Origin of the sequence: Pseudomonas extremaustralis, assembly GCF_900102035.1 — a bacterium.
GTDB lineage: Bacteria > Pseudomonadota > Gammaproteobacteria > Pseudomonadales > Pseudomonadaceae > Aquipseudomonas > Aquipseudomonas extremaustralis.
This window is the reverse complement of the sequence record NZ_LT629689.1, coordinates 1,736,579-1,751,493: the sequence shown is the minus strand read 5'-3', so window position 1 is coordinate 1,751,493 and position 14,915 is coordinate 1,736,579. Positions and strand designations below refer to the sequence as shown.

22 protein-coding genes are annotated in these 14,915 nt (G+C 59.2%); 8 read left to right on the top strand and 14 right to left on the bottom strand.

Annotated features, from left to right (window positions below; all coding sequences use genetic code 11):
• Nucleotides 1-2: 2 nt before the first annotated feature.
• Nucleotides 3-359 (bottom strand): metalloregulator ArsR/SmtB family transcription factor, encoded by a 357-nt coding sequence (locus tag BLR63_RS08295; RefSeq protein WP_010562782.1) that lies wholly within the window; start codon nucleotides 357-359, stop codon nucleotides 3-5.
• Nucleotides 360-535: 176 nt separating this feature from the next.
• Here BLR63_RS08295 and BLR63_RS08290 point away from each other — a divergent pair, with 176 nt between their 5' ends.
• The 3 genes from BLR63_RS08290 (at nucleotide 536) to BLR63_RS08280 (ending at nucleotide 1,826) form a co-directional block, all read left to right on the top strand.
• On the top strand, nucleotides 536-751 hold the full coding sequence (locus tag BLR63_RS08290) for a hypothetical protein (RefSeq protein WP_010562783.1): 216 nt from the start codon (nucleotides 536-538) through the stop codon (nucleotides 749-751).
• A gap of 71 nt (nucleotides 752-822) precedes the next feature.
• On the top strand, nucleotides 823-1,518 hold the full coding sequence (locus tag BLR63_RS08285) for an AzlC family ABC transporter permease (RefSeq protein WP_010562784.1): 696 nt from the start codon (nucleotides 823-825) through the stop codon (nucleotides 1,516-1,518).
• Nucleotides 1,515-1,826, top strand: a complete 312-nt coding sequence (locus BLR63_RS08280; RefSeq protein WP_010562785.1) for an AzlD domain-containing protein — start codon at nucleotides 1,515-1,517, stop codon at nucleotides 1,824-1,826. Before BLR63_RS08285 ends, BLR63_RS08280 begins: the two co-directional genes overlap by 4 nt.
• Before the next feature lie 108 nt (nucleotides 1,827-1,934).
• Here BLR63_RS08280 and BLR63_RS08275 read toward each other — a convergent pair whose 3' ends face one another.
• Nucleotides 1,935-2,192: a hypothetical protein gene (locus BLR63_RS08275; RefSeq protein WP_010562786.1), complete on the bottom strand. Its 258-nt coding sequence runs from the start codon at nucleotides 2,190-2,192 to the stop codon at nucleotides 1,935-1,937.
• 109 nt (nucleotides 2,193-2,301) lie between these two features.
• Here BLR63_RS08275 and BLR63_RS08270 point away from each other — a divergent pair, with 109 nt between their 5' ends.
• Nucleotides 2,302-2,655, top strand: a complete 354-nt coding sequence (locus BLR63_RS08270; protein ID WP_010562787.1) for a lipoprotein — start codon at nucleotides 2,302-2,304, stop codon at nucleotides 2,653-2,655.
• A 142-nt stretch (nucleotides 2,656-2,797) separates the two neighbouring features.
• Here BLR63_RS08270 and BLR63_RS08265 read toward each other — a convergent pair whose 3' ends face one another.
• The 9 genes from BLR63_RS08265 to BLR63_RS08230 all read right to left on the bottom strand — a co-directional run bounded on the left by BLR63_RS08265 (nucleotide 2,798) and on the right by BLR63_RS08230 (nucleotide 9,733).
• A complete protein-coding gene (locus BLR63_RS08265) occupies nucleotides 2,798-3,502 on the bottom strand; it encodes a YoaK family protein (protein ID WP_010562788.1) in 705 nt (234 codons plus the stop codon).
• A gap of 115 nt (nucleotides 3,503-3,617) precedes the next feature.
• Complete coding sequence (gene modC / locus BLR63_RS08260) at nucleotides 3,618-4,703, bottom strand: molybdenum ABC transporter ATP-binding protein (RefSeq protein ID WP_370623276.1); 1,086 nt, start codon at nucleotides 4,701-4,703, stop codon at nucleotides 3,618-3,620.
• A complete protein-coding gene (modB, locus tag BLR63_RS08255) occupies nucleotides 4,703-5,383 on the bottom strand; it encodes a molybdate ABC transporter permease subunit (RefSeq protein ID WP_010562790.1) in 681 nt (226 codons plus the stop codon). Before modB ends, modC begins: the two co-directional genes overlap by 1 nt.
• Nucleotides 5,384-6,136, bottom strand: coding sequence for a molybdate ABC transporter substrate-binding protein (gene modA, locus BLR63_RS08250; RefSeq protein WP_010562791.1), 753 nt, complete (start codon nucleotides 6,134-6,136; stop codon nucleotides 5,384-5,386). It lies immediately after the preceding gene.
• A gap of 117 nt (nucleotides 6,137-6,253) precedes the next feature.
• On the bottom strand, nucleotides 6,254-7,312 hold the full coding sequence (locus tag BLR63_RS08245) for an NAD(P)H-dependent flavin oxidoreductase (RefSeq protein WP_010562792.1): 1,059 nt from the start codon (nucleotides 7,310-7,312) through the stop codon (nucleotides 6,254-6,256).
• A gap of 71 nt (nucleotides 7,313-7,383) precedes the next feature.
• Nucleotides 7,384-8,496 (bottom strand): bifunctional DNA-binding transcriptional regulator/O6-methylguanine-DNA methyltransferase Ada, encoded by a 1,113-nt coding sequence (gene ada, locus BLR63_RS08240; protein ID WP_010562793.1) that lies wholly within the window; start codon nucleotides 8,494-8,496, stop codon nucleotides 7,384-7,386.
• A gap of 75 nt (nucleotides 8,497-8,571) precedes the next feature.
• Nucleotides 8,572-9,237 carry a DNA oxidative demethylase AlkB gene (gene alkB, locus BLR63_RS08235; RefSeq protein WP_010562794.1) on the bottom strand — a complete coding sequence of 222 codons (666 nt, stop codon included), beginning with the start codon at nucleotides 9,235-9,237 and terminating at the stop codon, nucleotides 8,572-8,574.
• Between the two features lie 4 nt (nucleotides 9,238-9,241).
• Nucleotides 9,242-9,406, bottom strand: coding sequence for a hypothetical protein (locus tag BLR63_RS31470; RefSeq protein WP_010562795.1), 165 nt, complete (start codon nucleotides 9,404-9,406; stop codon nucleotides 9,242-9,244).
• A 24-nt stretch (nucleotides 9,407-9,430) separates the two neighbouring features.
• Complete coding sequence (locus BLR63_RS08230; RefSeq protein WP_003191319.1) at nucleotides 9,431-9,733, bottom strand: DUF1883 domain-containing protein; 303 nt, start codon at nucleotides 9,731-9,733, stop codon at nucleotides 9,431-9,433.
• Between the two features lie 212 nt (nucleotides 9,734-9,945).
• On the opposite strand from BLR63_RS08230, the gene BLR63_RS08225 reads away from it, so the two are divergent.
• Both BLR63_RS08225 and BLR63_RS08220 read left to right on the top strand, forming a co-directional pair.
• Nucleotides 9,946-10,296 (top strand): hypothetical protein, encoded by a 351-nt coding sequence (locus BLR63_RS08225; protein WP_010562796.1) that lies wholly within the window; start codon nucleotides 9,946-9,948, stop codon nucleotides 10,294-10,296.
• A 21-nt stretch (nucleotides 10,297-10,317) separates the two neighbouring features.
• Entirely contained in the window at nucleotides 10,318-10,548 is a 231-nt protein-coding gene (locus BLR63_RS08220) for a hypothetical protein (protein WP_010562797.1), read from the top strand.
• Between the two features lie 11 nt (nucleotides 10,549-10,559).
• Here the strand turns inward: BLR63_RS08220 and BLR63_RS08215 are convergent, their stop codons facing one another.
• Nucleotides 10,560-10,841, bottom strand: coding sequence for a hypothetical protein (locus tag BLR63_RS08215; RefSeq protein ID WP_010562798.1), 282 nt, complete (start codon nucleotides 10,839-10,841; stop codon nucleotides 10,560-10,562).
• A gap of 145 nt (nucleotides 10,842-10,986) precedes the next feature.
• Nucleotides 10,987-11,172: a hypothetical protein gene (locus tag BLR63_RS08210; RefSeq protein WP_010562799.1), complete on the bottom strand. Its 186-nt coding sequence runs from the start codon at nucleotides 11,170-11,172 to the stop codon at nucleotides 10,987-10,989.
• A gap of 310 nt (nucleotides 11,173-11,482) precedes the next feature.
• Between BLR63_RS08210 and galU the strand changes: the two genes are divergently transcribed.
• Nucleotides 11,483-12,322 carry a UTP--glucose-1-phosphate uridylyltransferase GalU gene (galU, locus tag BLR63_RS08205; protein WP_003212579.1) on the top strand — a complete coding sequence of 280 codons (840 nt, stop codon included), beginning with the start codon at nucleotides 11,483-11,485 and terminating at the stop codon, nucleotides 12,320-12,322.
• Between the two features lie 105 nt (nucleotides 12,323-12,427).
• Nucleotides 12,428-13,786: a glutathione-disulfide reductase gene (gorA, locus tag BLR63_RS08200; protein WP_010562800.1), complete on the top strand. Its 1,359-nt coding sequence runs from the start codon at nucleotides 12,428-12,430 to the stop codon at nucleotides 13,784-13,786.
• Here gorA and BLR63_RS08195 read toward each other — a convergent pair whose 3' ends face one another.
• Nucleotides 13,787-14,794 (bottom strand): DNA-binding protein, encoded by a 1,008-nt coding sequence (locus BLR63_RS08195; RefSeq protein ID WP_010562801.1) that lies wholly within the window; start codon nucleotides 14,792-14,794, stop codon nucleotides 13,787-13,789.
• Nucleotides 14,795-14,915: the final 121 nt, after the last annotated feature.

The following is a 14,915-nucleotide window of genomic DNA, read 5'->3' as shown; positions in this document are numbered from 1 at the left end:
GCTCAGCAGCAGGTGCTGGCCCGTTGTGGTCTGTCGCCCATTGCATCCAGGCGCTGTGCGTCACTGTGCAACCATGGCTGGTTGGCTTGCAGGGTGATGTCCAGCACCTGGGTCACCCAGTCGGGCAGTGCCGGATTGATGCGGTAGTAGATCCATTGGCCCTGGCGACGATCGAGCAGCAGCCCGCAACTGCGCAGTTGGGCCAGATGGCGGGAGATTTTCGGCTGGCTGTCGTCCAAGGCATGGATCAGTTCGCACACGCAAAGTTCGCCTTCACGGCGGATCAATAGCGTCATGCGTGTACGCGTAGGGTCGGCCAGGCATTTGAACAGGGTGGGGGGAGAGATGGGGGCCGACATGGTCAGGGCCTGTGCATATATGGGGAGGCGAATATATGAATGTCCATATGTTTCAGTCAATCCTTGTTTCGATTGACGTGGATCAAATCCGCTTCAACCTGCCACAAGTGATTGAAATTAAAATGAAACATGAATGTCCTAAAGTGCCTGCCCATAGCTGATGAAGGAAGACCCGCGTGACCCGTGCCACTCGCAACCTGCGCAAGACCCTGGATTCCGTCGCGGAAAATAACGAAACCGCGGCATTTGACCTGATGCGTGCCGTGGAAAAACTTGGTGATGAAGTGCTGCGCCAGCGCTTGCTCAATACCATCCACCGGCTCAACCAGGACGCCCATGAACTACGCGAAGCGCGGGATTCGGTGGGGCAGGTGTCGGCCAAGCTGGCCTGAGCAAGATCGTTCAAGACAAGCGCCCTTGGGTGCTGGCATGCTGATCGACTGTCTGTCGATGAGCCGTTTTTATGTCTACTGCCGTACCTCATTACGCCTTCGCTCGCGGCGCAATCGCCGTCATTCCCCTGTCCCTGGCCTGTGCGCCCTGGGGGCTGCTGGCCGGTTCGATGGCCATCGATGCGCAATTCACCCCACTGCAAGCCCAGGGGCTATCCGCCATCGTGTTTGCCGGTGCTGCACAGTTGGTCGCCATTGGTATGGTCAAGAGCGGCGCGAGCCTGATTTCCATCGTGCTGACCACCTTATTGCTGACCTCCCAGCATTTGCTCTACGGCATGCACCTGCGCCCGACGGTTTCGCCGCTCAAGGCCCGCTGGCGCATGAGCCTGGGGTTTCTGTTGACCGACGAATTTTTCGCGTTGGTCAGCCACTACGACCGTGAAACCTTCAATCGCTGGTACGCCCTGGGCGTGGGCCTGACGTTCTATATCGCTTGGAACCTGTTCACCCTGGCCGGCATTGTCCTCGGCAAAAGTATTCCCGGCCTTGACCAGTTGGGCCTGGAGTTTTCCATTGCTGCCACCTTTATCGCGCTGATCACGCCCGTGGTGCGTGACGTGCCGACGTTGGTCTGCGTGGCCGTGTCGTTGTGGTTTTCGGTGTGGTTGAGCTTTCTGCACTGGGAGTCGGCGGTGGTGGTGTCCGGTGTGCTGGGCATGAGCGCCGGGTTTTTCTGCAAGCGCCTGGGGGTAGGGCAGCGATGATTTACGTGATGATCGGGGCCATGGGCCTGGTGGTGTTTCTCAATCGCTACCTGTTTATCGAGCCGCGCCTGCCGGTGCGCCTCAATCGTGGGGCGCGAGAGTTTCTTGGGTTTGCGGTGCCGGGCATGCTGACGGCGATCTGCGGGCCGATCATTTTCCTCGCTGACCACCAGCTCAACCTGAGCCCGGCCAACCCCTACCTGCTGGCGGGCATCTGCGCGGTGGCGTTGATGTTCTGGACGCGCAATGTGTTGATGACAGTGCTGCTGAGCATGGCGGTGTTCTATCTGTTGCGTTGGTGGCTCTGAAGTCCAGACGAAAAAAAGCCCGCGGGAGGGCGGGCAGCAAAGGAGGCTTCAAAAAAATGAGCTTGCGCACTATAGACGGCGCGTTTCTCCTTCACCGTGAAACAAAATTCATTCCGCCGCCGGGGCCGGCTTCTTCCGGGCTTTCGCTTCTGCCGCCAGGCACTCCAGCGCGAACTGCTCGGGGTAGGTCATCTGGATCGGGGTGCTTTCGCCTTTGACGGTACGTTCGCCATCGAGAATGTAGCGGATACGCTTGTCGGTGACGCCAATGCGCTTGGCTATCCACGCAGGCGTCTGGCCGATGCGGCTGATCAGCCTGTCGGCATAGTCAGTGGAAGGGTTGTAGCGTTCGGCGTTGGGTGTCATCGGGTATCCAGGTAGAAGCGGGTTCGCAAGTAGGCGACAGGGTGACGTAATAATCCTTGGGTGTCGCCTGCTAATGGTAGAGTCGCGTTTTTTTCCAAGGAACGATGGCATGCGAAAGGTCGTATTAGGCGCATTGATACTGGCAGCCCTGGCCGGTTGCGCAGGCGCGAAGATGAAAGAGGCACGCGCAGGCAACCCCTACAAGACCATGGCGTCGGACAAGGCCACCCTGGCGGTTGCCGAGTGCATCCAGTTCGGTTGGCAGGATGAAAGTGTGTTTGGCGTGGACGCCGGCGGCTTCAAGGAGCCGATCGGGGCGGGCGGTTTCACGGTCTACACCACCGATGGCAAGTATTTCGTGGATGTGCAGGGCGTCGGCGCTGGCTCCAGCGTCAAGTACTACGCCGCCGAAGACGACATGCCCGCCAAGCGTCGTTTGGCCGCCCTTGCGACATGTCTGTAATCCTTTGCCTTAGTGCTTTTAGGAATCGCCCGGCGGGACAGCCGTAGGGCATTCGCTTATGATTCACCCGCTCGCCCGGCATAATGGCTCTTTACCAGTACACGGATGTCGAGGCCCGAACGTCGGGCGAGCCCCTTTTTCTTTATCGCGGCATGAAGCCCAAATGCCAGCGGCGGGGAATCTTCAGTGACACCAGCCCCAGCAAACCCGCCATTATCCCGCTGACCAGCAGAGCCTTCAGGCCCATCTGTTGCTGCAGCAGCGCGCCAATCACCGCGCCCACGAACATCCCCATCCACGGAACCAACTGTACGCGCCAGCCATCGCGGCGTTCGCCCAGTAACCAGCGTCCCAGGCCGCGCCCGAAGCGTGACAGCGCCCCGGTGACGTAAGTCAGGCCCACTGGCAAACCGTTGACCTCTTCCACTGCGGCATTGAGCATGCCCATCGCAATAATCGCCGCCAGCAACGTGGGCAACATATCGTTAAACGGCAGCAAGGTTGCACCACAGAGCAGTGTCGCAATGCACAACAGCAAGGGCAGGGCGTGGCGGCGGCTGAAGCGACTGACCATCACCCCCAGGGCGTTGCCGGCAACGAAGGTGGCAACCAACAACAATAAGCGTCCCATCAAGCCCAGATCACCCTCGCTGATCGCCACCGCCAGGCGCGTAGTGTTGCCGCTCATGAACGAAACAAAGTCACCGCTGGCCATGAAACCGATGGCGTCGGTCATGCCCGCCAGCACCGAAAGGCTGGCCACCAGGGTCATGCCGATACGGCCACGCCAGCGTTGTTGATGGGCGAGTGCGGCATTGACGTAAGGCTTGCGGGGTGAAGGCAGCATCGGACCGGGTTCCTCAATGAGATTATCCGGCCACTACGGTAGGGCGCTTTGCGGTTGCGCGCAATGACCTCAGACACTCTTCAGGTACCCGGGTGCGCTCGTGCCAAAAGGTTTGTTACGCCAGTACGGCAACCGCCTTGATCTGTGCCCACAACGTCTGGCCGGGGTGAAGTTGCAATTGATCGCGAGAAAAGCGTGTGATGCGTGCCAGCAGCGGCGTGCCTTCGGCGTCCAGGCGCACCAGCACGTGAGCGCTGTTGTCCGCCGCAATCTCCTGGGTGACCGTCACTGGCAGGCGGTTGAGGATGCTGCTGTGTTCCTCCGCTTGCAGGCTGAGGCTCACGTCCCGCGCTTGCACCTTGACCCGCAACGCTTTGCCCAGGGCGAGCGGGGCGTGGGCGACGCGCATCTGCAGGGCGCTGCCTGGCAACTGCAGCGTCAGCAGTTGATAGTGCGCGTCGTAGGCGCAGACGGTGCCATCGATCACCACGCCGGCGTCGTCACCCCGCGCCAGGGGCAGGTCGAGTCGCGCCAGGGTTTCGCCGATGGGGCCGCTGGCCAGGGCCTTGCCGTCGCTGAGTAACACGATGTGATCGGCCAGGCGCGCGACTTCATCCTGGGCGTGGCTGACATACAGTACTGGGATGTCCAGTTCGTCGTGCAGGCGCTCCAGGTACGGCAGGATTTCGCCTTTGCGTTGGCTGTCGAGGGCGGCGAGCGGTTCATCCATCAGCAACAACTTCGGACTGGTGAGCAGTGCGCGGGCGATGCCGATGCGCTGGCGTTCACCGCCGGAGAGGTGTTGGGGATGTCGATCGAGCAGATGGCCGATCCCCAGTAGTTCGGTGGCCTGGGTCATATCGACACGGCGTTGCGGGCGCGGGATGCGCTTGAGGCCGAATTCCAGATTGGCCCGCACTGACAAATGCGGGAACAGGCTCGCTTCCTGGAACACATACCCCAGCGCGCGTTTGTGCGGCGGTACGAACAGCCCGCTGCGGCTGTCTTGCCAGACTTCATCGTTGATCTGGACAAACCCGTCCCTGGCCCGCTCCAGCCCGGCGATGCAGCGCAGACAGGTGGTCTTGCCGGAACCGGAATGCCCATACAACGCTGTCACCCCGCGTCCGGGCAGGTGCAGGTCCACTTCCAGCGCAAAGCCGGAATACCTGAGTTGCAGGCGTACATCGATCATCGGCATCAGCTCCAGCCCATCTTTGTTTTACGGCTGGAGTAGAGCGCCAGCAACACGAGGAACGCGAACACCAGCATGGAACCCGCCAGCCAATGGGCCTGGGCATACTCCATGGCTTCGACATGGTCGTAGATCTGTACCGAGACCACGCGGGTCTTGTCGGGGATATTGCCGCCGATCATCAACACCACGCCGAACTCGCCGACGGTGTGGGCAAAGCCAAGGATGGACGCGGTGATAAAGCCGGGACGAGCCAGGGGCAGGATCACGCTGAAGAAGGTGTCCCACGGATTGGCGCGCAAGGTTGCAGCCACTTCCAAGGGACGCGTGCCGATGGCGGAGAAGGCGTTTTGCAACGGCTGCACTACAAACGGCATGGAGTAGATCACTGAGCCGATCACCAGCCCGGTAAAGCTGAAGGTGAGGGTGCCCAGGCCGAGCCATTGGGTGAACTGGCCGAAGTAGCCGTTGGGTCCCATGGTCAGCAGCAAGTAAAAGCCGATGACCGTGGGTGGCAACACCAACGGCAAGGCCACCACTGCACCGATGGGGCCGCGCCACCAAGAGCGAGTGCGCGACAGCCACAGGGCAATCGGAGTGCCGATGACCAGCAGGATCACCGTGGTCAGTGACGCCAGTTTGATGGTCAACCAGATTGCGGAAAAATCGGCACTCGATAGCGGCATTTAGAGCTCGTAACCGTAGGATTTGATGACGGCAGCGGCTTTGGGGCCCTTGAGGTAGTCAACCAATGCCTTGGCCGCGATGCTGTCTTTACCTTTGTTGAGGATCACCGCGTCCTGTTTGATCGGATCATGCAGGGCGGCCGGGACGATCCATGCTGAACCGCTGGTGACTTTGCCGTCTTTATAGATCTGCGACAAGGCCACGAATCCCAACTCGGCGTTGCCGGTGGACACGAACTGATAGGCCTGGGTGATGTTCTGGCCTTCGACGAGCTTGTCCTTGACCTGTTCGGTCAGGCCTTCTTTGGCCAGCACCTGGGTAGCGGCCAGGCCGTAAGGCGCGGCTTTCGGGTTGGCGATGGACAGGTGCTTGAATTCATTCTTCTTCAATACCTCGCCTTTGGCATCCACGAAGCCTTCTTTGGCCGACCACAGTGCCAGCGTGCCCACGGCATAGGTGAAGCGCGAGCCTTTGACGGTGTCGCCTTCGCTTTCAAGCTTTTGCGGAGTGGTGTCGTCGGCGCTCAGGAACACTTCGAACGGCGCTCCGTTCTTGATCTGGGTATAGAACTGTCCGGTGGCGCCGTAGGCTGCGACCAGTTTGTGGCCGGTGTCTTTTTCGAAATCGGCGGCAATCACCTGGATCGGCGCAGTGAAGTTGGCGGCCACGGCCACCTGGACTTCATCGGCCTGGGCCGATCCGAAGGCGAGGGCGGCAACCAGCATGGTCAGGCGTGAGGCATGAATCTTCATCGAGCAGCTCCTTTGAGGTGTATGGCTTGTTATAGATAGAAGGCGTTACCGCTATGTACAGGAATATATAGCGGTGAGCCGTTGCCGGTACAGTCAAAGTTGCTTCGCGTGTATGTGCTAGCCAAGCTTGGCCAGGGCCTGTTCGGCCAACGAGCGGGTCAATTCATAGGCGCTGGTTTCTCTACCCAGGCGCAGCGCCTGGCCTGACCACAGGTTGCTGAAGCCGCTTTCATCCTTGGCCTTGAGTGGCATCAACGCCCCACCTGCCAGCGGAAACGCCGGTGCCTTGGGGTTGATCGGGCCTAACTCGCGCATCACCCGATTGACGATGCCCCTGGCCGGGCGGCCGGTGAACAGGTTGGTCAGTGCGGTTTCGCTGGCCTGGGCATGGCGCAATGCATGGCGGTGCGAGGCGCTGACGGTGGCTTCAGGGGTAAACAGGTAGGCCGTGCCGATCTGCACCGCCGATGCGCCCAGGGCGAATGCTGCGACGATCCCGCGTGCGTCACCGATACCGCCGGCGGCAATGACCGGAACGCTGACAGCGTCGACGATTTGCGGCACCAAGGCGAACAAGCCGATCTGAGTATTGAGGTCGTCGCTAAGAAACATGCCACGGTGGCCGCCTGCTTCAAGGCCCATGGCGATGATTGCATCGCAGCCGTGTTGCTCCAGCCAGATCGCTTCCTCAACGGTCGTGGCCGATGACAGCACTTTCGCTCCGCTGGCTTTGACCCGGTCCAGCAACGATTTTTCTGGCAAACCAAAGTGGAAACTGACCACTTCAGGGCGAAACGCTTCCACTACTTGGCAAGCGGCTTCGTTGAACGGCGCGCGGTTCGAGACCGGTGTCGGCGCATCAAAATCGGCGCCCAGTTCGCGGTAGTAGGGTTCCAGCAGTTCCTTCCAGCGTCGATCGCGTGCTGCATCCGCCTCTGGTGGCTGGTGGCAGAAGAAATTCACGTTGAGTGGTTGTGAGCCAGCCTGGCGGATGCTGGTCAACGCTTCGCGCAGTTGCTCCACGCTCAGCGCCGCAGCGGGCATCGAGCCGAGCGCACCGGCCTGATTGGCGGCGATAACCATGGCGGCCGTCGTGGCGCCGGCCATGGGCGCCTGGATGATGGGTAGTTCAATGCCCAGCAAGTCGAGAATTCGGGTGTCTGGCCAACTGCTCATGGGATGCTTCTCCAGCGTGAGTAAGACGGTGCGCTTTTTTAGCAGGGCTCCTGGCCCCCAGCCAGTCTGTTTTATTCACTGGACGAGGCTGGCGTTTCGTGCGTTGGCAGTGACTCGGTGTCAGCGGGTTCGATTGAGTACGACGTACTTTCGCGCGCCAGCAATTGACGCTTGCGCTCTACGCCCCAGCGGTAACCGGACAGTTCACCGTTGCTGCGCACCACCCGGTGACAAGGGATCGCCACCGCCAGGCTGTTGGCCCCGCACGCCTGGGCCACGGCACGAAAGGCGTGGGGCGCGCCGATGCGTTGGGCGATCTGCGCATAGCTCGCGGTGCTGCCCACCGGAATCTCGCGCAAGGCTTGCCACACCCGCTCCTGAAACGCCGTGCCGCGCAGGTCCAGCGGCAGGTCCAGGCCCAGGGCGGGCGCCTCGACAAACCCCACCACCTGGGCGATCAACTGTTCAAAGCGGCGGTCGGCCCCCACCAGACGGGCGTTGGGGAATTGATCCTGCAGGTCGCGGACCAGTTTGTCCGGGTCATCCCCCAACAGAATCGCGCAAACGCCGCGGGCGCTTTGCGCCACCAGAATCGCCCCCAGCGAACATTGCCCGACGGCGAACAGGATCTCGTTGTTGGCGCCGCCGGCCTTGTAATCACTGGGTTTCATGCCCAACACCCGGTCGGCGGACTCATAAAAACGGCTGTTGGAGTTGAAGCCTGCGTCATACAGCGCGCTCGTCACGGAATGCCGGCCTTTCAGTCCATCGCGCACCTTGCGTGAGCGATGGGCACTGGCGTAACCCTTGGGCGTCAGGCCAGTCACGCTTTTGAACACACGGTGGAAATGGAACGGGCTCAGGCCGGCCTGGACCGCCAAGGTACTCAGGTTGGGCGGGGCGTCGGCTTGTTCGATTTGGCGGCACGCGTCGGCCACCAGCTGTGCGTAATGCGCGGCCAATTGAGTCTGGTCGCTGGCGGCACGCTTGCTCGGGCGATAGCCGGCGGCTTCGGCTTGCGCGGGCGTGTCGAAGAATTCGATATTTTCCGGGCGTGGCAGGCGCGAGGCGCTGCTCGGGCGACCGTACACACCGGTGGTCTTCACACCGTAGACGAACAATGCATCGGCTTTCGGGTCGCGAGCGAGAATGGCGGCCCAGCGGGGATCTTGTTCGACGCTCATGCTTGGCACTCTTGATGGGGCCTGGACAGATTAGCCTTGGCGCGGTGGGCTGGCACTCCGAAGCTTGCGGTCAAATCAGCCTGCGGTGCGAAAAGTGAGGTTGATGCGCTGCGGGCCCATGATCGGATGCATGCCGTCCTTGATAGGCATCACCCCATGAAAGCGCAGGCGGTCGACCCCGCCCCAGACCACCACGTCGCCATGGAACAGCGAAACCTTCTGAGGCTTGTCGCTGCGCTCATGGCCGCCAAACAGGAAAATCGCCGGCAGCCCAAGGGACACCGAGACCACGGGCTCGCTGTAGCGGCGCTCGTTCTTGTCCTGGTGCAGAGACATTTTGGCGCCCGGTATGTAACGGTTGATCAGGCAGGCGTCAGGGGAATATTGAGTGAAACCAGCGTCTGCCGCCGCTTTAACGGCTAATTGGCGCATGGCCTCCGGCATGCTCGGCCAGGGCTGCTGGCTGCGCGGATCCACGGGGCTGTAGCGGTAGCCCGTGGCGTCGGTGGTCCAACCCAGGTCGCCACAACTGCTCAACGCTGCCGACATGGTAAAGCCGCCGGGCGTGACCATTTGTCGAAAGGGCGATTGAGCCAGTACGCGGCGCAGTTCCGGCAGGAGGCGATCGATCCAGGGCAGCGCATACCCCCTGAGTACGCAGGACTGATCACCGATACGTTCGCGCCCTGCGGGTTGTTGCAGGGCGTCATCGGCGAACAGGTCGGCGGTGGGGCCGGGCATGGACTTACAGCGCCTTACTCACATTGATGTCAGTGATTTCATCACTGGCATCATGGATTTTTGCCAAGGCTTGTTTGGCTTCTTCCACGCTGCTGGTCTGCAGTTGCGCGAACTCGAAGCGGCGTTCGCCATTGAGTTTGTACTTGATCACGTATTTGGTGGTGGTCACGGTTGGTTCCTTTGGGGGAGCGGTTCAGCTTAGCTTGGAGCTGGTACGACGCACGATGCGGATCTTGTGGGACAGCGCCGGCTTGCGAGTGACACTGATCGCGCGACGTGTCACCACATCCAGGGTGATATTCCAGAACCCAGTGCTCGGTGCAGTGATTTTGGCGGGGAATTTGTCGAATGCGCCGCCATGGTAGGTGTGGCGCCCGCCATTTTTGAAGCTGCGAAAATTCGCATCGCTCATCAGACGGATATTACAAGTCTGCGAGCATTCGATGACGACAATGTCTCCCTCGTTGAGGTGCTCGCGCTGGTGGATGAATTTCATGAGGGTGTCTCCAGAAGGGCTTTTTCTGAAAAATCAGAACGATACGTAGGTTAAGATGGAGTTTATCAGCCCCAGGGCGTTTATTATCGGCCCGTATTCGATGGCGTCGACAATTTAAAACAGTTATTTACCGGGTTATCAGGAATAAATCCTACGTCGGCGGGAGAAATTTACCATCCCCGCTGTCGTAGGGTCTTTATTGGAGGTTTTGTATGAAGTGGAGTGTGTTGGTTCTGGCCTTGGCGATAGGTGGGTGTGCTTCGGTTGCAGATATCAAGCAGACGCCGCCGACATTGGTTGTCATTTCGGGGAAAAAGCCGCAGGAATATGCAGCGTGCGTTGTGCGTAAATTGTCCGCTACACGCCGGCCGCCGCAGATCGAGCCTCACAAGGATGGTATACAGGTGATCGTGCCGCAGAAGTTTTCAGCGGGCCCGTCAGCGATTTTCGAGATTGAAGAGCGCTCCAGCGGCAGCAGCATCAAGCTCTACGAGAGCATGTCCAATGTGCCAATCCGTCCGGGCGATGTGAAAAAAGCTGGCGAAGAGTGCATTTCCGGCTGAGGCCGTTGCGGAATATCAGATATGAAGCGTGAACACGTTAAAACTCATCATGCCGAAGGTCATATTACGGCCACTCATGTCATCCAGAACCCCGCCGACCTTGGTGAATGGATCGTCTTTTTCAAGAAAAGCGGCGGGCGTAGTTTTTTCCTGGTTGACGATCAGGATGAGGTGGAATCATTCCAGCGCTTGGACGACCTGATCGAGACCATTCGTGGTCTCGGTATCAAGTTTGCCGAAATCCACCTTTAGGGCTGTCGCGACTATTTGCAGACCACTACCACGCTACGGCCCTTGAAGTTGCCCACATCCTTGCCGAGGGTCTTGTCATCTTCGCTCAACGCTGGCGTGCCCTCGGTGCCGACGATTCGGTAACCGGTGCCCGCACAGGACGCATCCGCTTTCTCGTAACAACTGGCCCATGAATTGGCCTCGCCCGAGCAATCGATGGTCAGGCCCTGTTCGCCGTTTTTCAGGTAAACGTCTGAGGTCGTGGTGCAGCCGGCCAGCGCCAGTACCGCAATCAATGGCAGAATCTTGTTCATGTGGTTTCGTCGTCAAGGGTGTTGGAGAGGGTGCGCTGACACTGTCGTGGGGGCGTTTGCAAAAGATTATAGCGCTATGCCAACGGGGTACAGGCAAACACAAAAAAGCCCCGGTCATCGGGGCTCTTGCGCAGGGCGGCGTGGCTTATTTGCCCTTGGGTCTTTTGCTCGATGCGTGGCCGGCCTCGTCCACAAACACTTCGGCTACCGCGATCGCTTCGCGCTCGGTTGCGAACGACCCGGCGACGCTATCGCCGTGAAAGTTGATCAAGTGCCATCCGTCTGCCCGCTGTGTGATCAGGTAGCCGTTCACGCCTTTTGGTTCTGACATCTACTGAGAATCTCGTGGTCTGGTTCAAGGGCGTCATGATAGCGCCAAATGCGGCGAATCCGCGCAAGTTATTCTAGGTCAGTGTTCTGGGTTGAAAAGCGTGCTAAAAAGGCTGCAGGCCTTGAAGGCAGAGAGGTGTGCGCTTGGTTTCCCATGTTGGCGCAAACGCTCTTTGTCAGATAAGCGGAACTTACGCTGACATTTTTTCTCTATGATGACATCGCAACGCCAGCAGCCCCCATTGTAAGGTGACTGCGGCCTGATTAGACTGCGCCGAATTTCGCACGCACAGCCCTTAATAAGGACCCATATGATCAAGAAATGCTTGTTCCCAGCAGCCGGTTACGGCACTCGCTTCTTGCCAGCGACCAAGGCCATGCCCAAAGAGATGCTGCCGGTGGTGAACAAGCCACTGATTCAGTACGGCGTCGAAGAAGCACTGGATGCCGGTCTGAACGAAATTTCCATTGTGACCGGCCGTGGTAAGCGCGCGCTGGAAGACCACTTCGACATCAGCTATGAGCTGGAAAACCAGATCAAGGGCACCGACAAGGAAAAATACCTGGTTGGTATCCGCAAGTTGCTTGACGAGTGCTCGTTCTCCTATACCCGTCAGACCCAGATGAAAGGCCTTGGCCACGCCATCCTCACCGGTCGTCCGCTGATCGGTGACGAACCGTTCGCCGTGGTATTGGCCGATGACCTGTGTGTGAACCTGGAAGGCGACGGTGTACTCACCCAGATGGTCAAGCTTTACCAGAAGTACCGTTGCACCATCGTCGCGGTTCAAGAGGTCGATCCTCAAGAAACCAACAAGTATGGTGTTATCGCTGGCGACGACATCGGTGATGGCCTGATCCGCGTGCGCGACATGGTCGAGAAGCCAGCGCCTGAAGATGCCCCGTCGAACCTCGCGATCATCGGTCGTTACATCCTGACCCCGGATATCTTCAAGCTGATTGAAGAAACCGAGCCGGGCAAGGGCGGCGAGATCCAGATTACCGACGCCCTGTTGAAACAGGCCAAAGACGGTTGCGTGATCGCCTACAAGTTTAAAGGTCGTCGTTTTGACTGCGGTGGCGCCGAAGGCTACATCGAAGCGACCAACTTCTGCTACGAGCACTTCTACAAAACCGGCAAGGCTTACTGATTCACGGTTGCCCGGCCGTTTTGAGAGAAAGCCACCTTCGGGTGGCTTTTTCGTTTTTCAGCCCCAACTAAGTCGGTATGCTGATTGCCTGCCGAGGAGAGTGAAATGGCCTACGATTTTGACTTGTATGTAATTGGCGCCGGTTCCGGCGGTGTTCGCGCGGCGCGCTTTGCAGCAGGCTATGGCGCCAAGGTGGCCGTGGCGGAAAGCCGCTATCTGGGTGGTACCTGCGTTAACGTAGGTTGCGTACCGAAAAAGCTGTTGGTGTACGGCGCGCACTTTGCCGAAGATTTTGAACAGGCCAGCGGTTTCGGCTGGACGCTGGGTGAAGCGAACTTTGATTGGGCGACGCTGATCGCCAACAAAGACCGTGAGATCAATCGCCTCAACGGCATCTACCGCAATCTGCTGATCAACAGCGGCGTGACCTTGCATGAGGGGCACGCACGGTTGGTCGATGCGCATCAAGTGGAGATCAACGGTCAGCGATTCACCGCCAAGCATATCTTGATCGCCACCGGTGGCTGGCCTCAGATTCCGGAGATTCCGGGGTATGAGCATGCAATTGGCTCCAACGAAGCCTTCTTCCTCAAAGAACTGCCCAAGCGTGTGCTGGTCGTCGGCGGCGGTTATATCGCGGTCGAGTTCGCCGGGATTTTCCATGGTTTGGGCGCGCAAACCAGTTTGCTGTATCGCGGCGACCTGTTTCTGCGTGGTTTCGATGGTTCTGTGCGTAAACACTTGCAGGAAGAATTGACCAAGCGCGGCCTGGACCTGCAATTCAATGCGGACATCGAGCGCATCGACAAGCAGGCCGACGGCAGCCTCAAGGCAACGCTGAAAGACGGCCGTGTCCTGGAAACGGACTGCGTGTTCTATGCCACGGGTCGCCGTCCGATGCTGGACAATTTGGGCCTGGAAAACACCGGTGTGAAACTGGATGGGCGCGGCTTTGTCGCCGTGGATGAGTTGTATCAGACGGCTGAACCTTCGATCCTGGCGATCGGCGATGTGATCGGGCGCGTCCAACTGACGCCAGTGGCGTTGGCTGAAGGAATGGCGGTAGCGCGGCGCCTGTTCAAGCCTGAGCACTATCGCCCGGTGGATTACGCCATGATCCCGACAGCGGTGTTCAGCTTGCCCAATATCGGCACGGTCGGGTTGACCGAGGAAGAGGCCAGGAAGAACGGGCATGCGGTGCAGATTTTCGAAAGTCGCTTCCGGCCAATGAAGCTGACATTGACCGACTGCCAGGAAAAAACCTTGATGAAGCTGGTGGTCGATGCCGACACCGACAAGGTGCTGGGTTGCCATATGGTCGGCCCGGATGCGGGTGAGATCGTGCAGGGTCTTGCGATCGCGCTCAAGGCGGGCGCGACCAAGCGACATTTCGATGAAACCATCGGCGTGCATCCCACGGCGGCGGAAGAGTTCGTCACCATGCGCACGCCAGTGGCGGGCTGATCAGGCTTCGGGGTTTGCCTCTGGCGCCGTTGTAATAGCGGCAGCCAGGCGCAGTGCCTCTTTGCTGGTTTGGGTCTTGATCAGATCCAGCTCCAGGGCCTTGTTGGTTTGCTGGCAGTCGATCAGCGCCGCGTGGCGTGATTGGCTTTCCAGTATGGCAACGCGCAAGCGCTCCTGGAGCAGGGTGCGTTCGCTGTCGATCTGGTTGAGCTGTTCGCTCAGCTTGGCGTACTGAGCCTGGTCCTTGCGGGTCTGCCCCTGCAGCGCGCTAAGATCCTTCGCCGTTACTCGCTGCTCAATCAGCAGTCGCTCATTGTCACGATGCAGTTGGGTGATCTCATCCTGACGCACCATTGCGCTTTGCTGTGCCTGGCGCAGTTCCGCCTGCAACTGCTGTATCTGACCCTCATGTCGCCGCTGTTCCTGCTCGCGCTGCTCCTTGATTGCGTTGCGGTAGTGTTCAAGCGCTTCTCGGGCGTGCAGATGCTTCTCTTCCAGAGAGCGAATCTGCTCGTCCTTATCAATGATCCGTAGCTCGTAATCGCTGCACGCCTGGTTGAGTCCGGCGTTACGGGTTTGCTCGGTCTGCAGGCTGGTGCTGACCGTTTGCAGGGCTGCGCTTTCTTCCGCCAGGGCTGATGCCTGGATATCAAATTGCTGCTTGAGCTGGCTGTGTGCTTCCTCGAGCGCTTCCACTTGGGCGAGCAGGGCAGCTTTGTGTTGCTCGAATTGCGCGAGCGCCAGGTCAATCGGTTCCTGGGCTTTTTCTTTCAGGCGCTGGGCCAGTCGTGCAACCAGTTCGCCCAATTCGTCGTCGATCGGCGCGTCAGTGATGCTGAGGCGGGCTTCGCTCTCGTCCAGCTCCTTCAGATAACGATGGATCGTGGTTTTCGAGCCGGTATTGCCCATTTCGATGCGTACGGCGTCGATGCTGGGGTTTTCACCACGGGCAAGAATCGCCAGGCGTGCCGTTTGAACTACTGCTTTATTGATGCCGCCGCGAGCCATAGTGTCTCCGTCGATTTAGTACCGTGGTACGTATTATGTAGATACGTATTATATCACGAGTGAAAAAGCTTTTGAGTTGATGATTTAACAGGCGGGATATTGGCGTAATATCCCGTGTCAT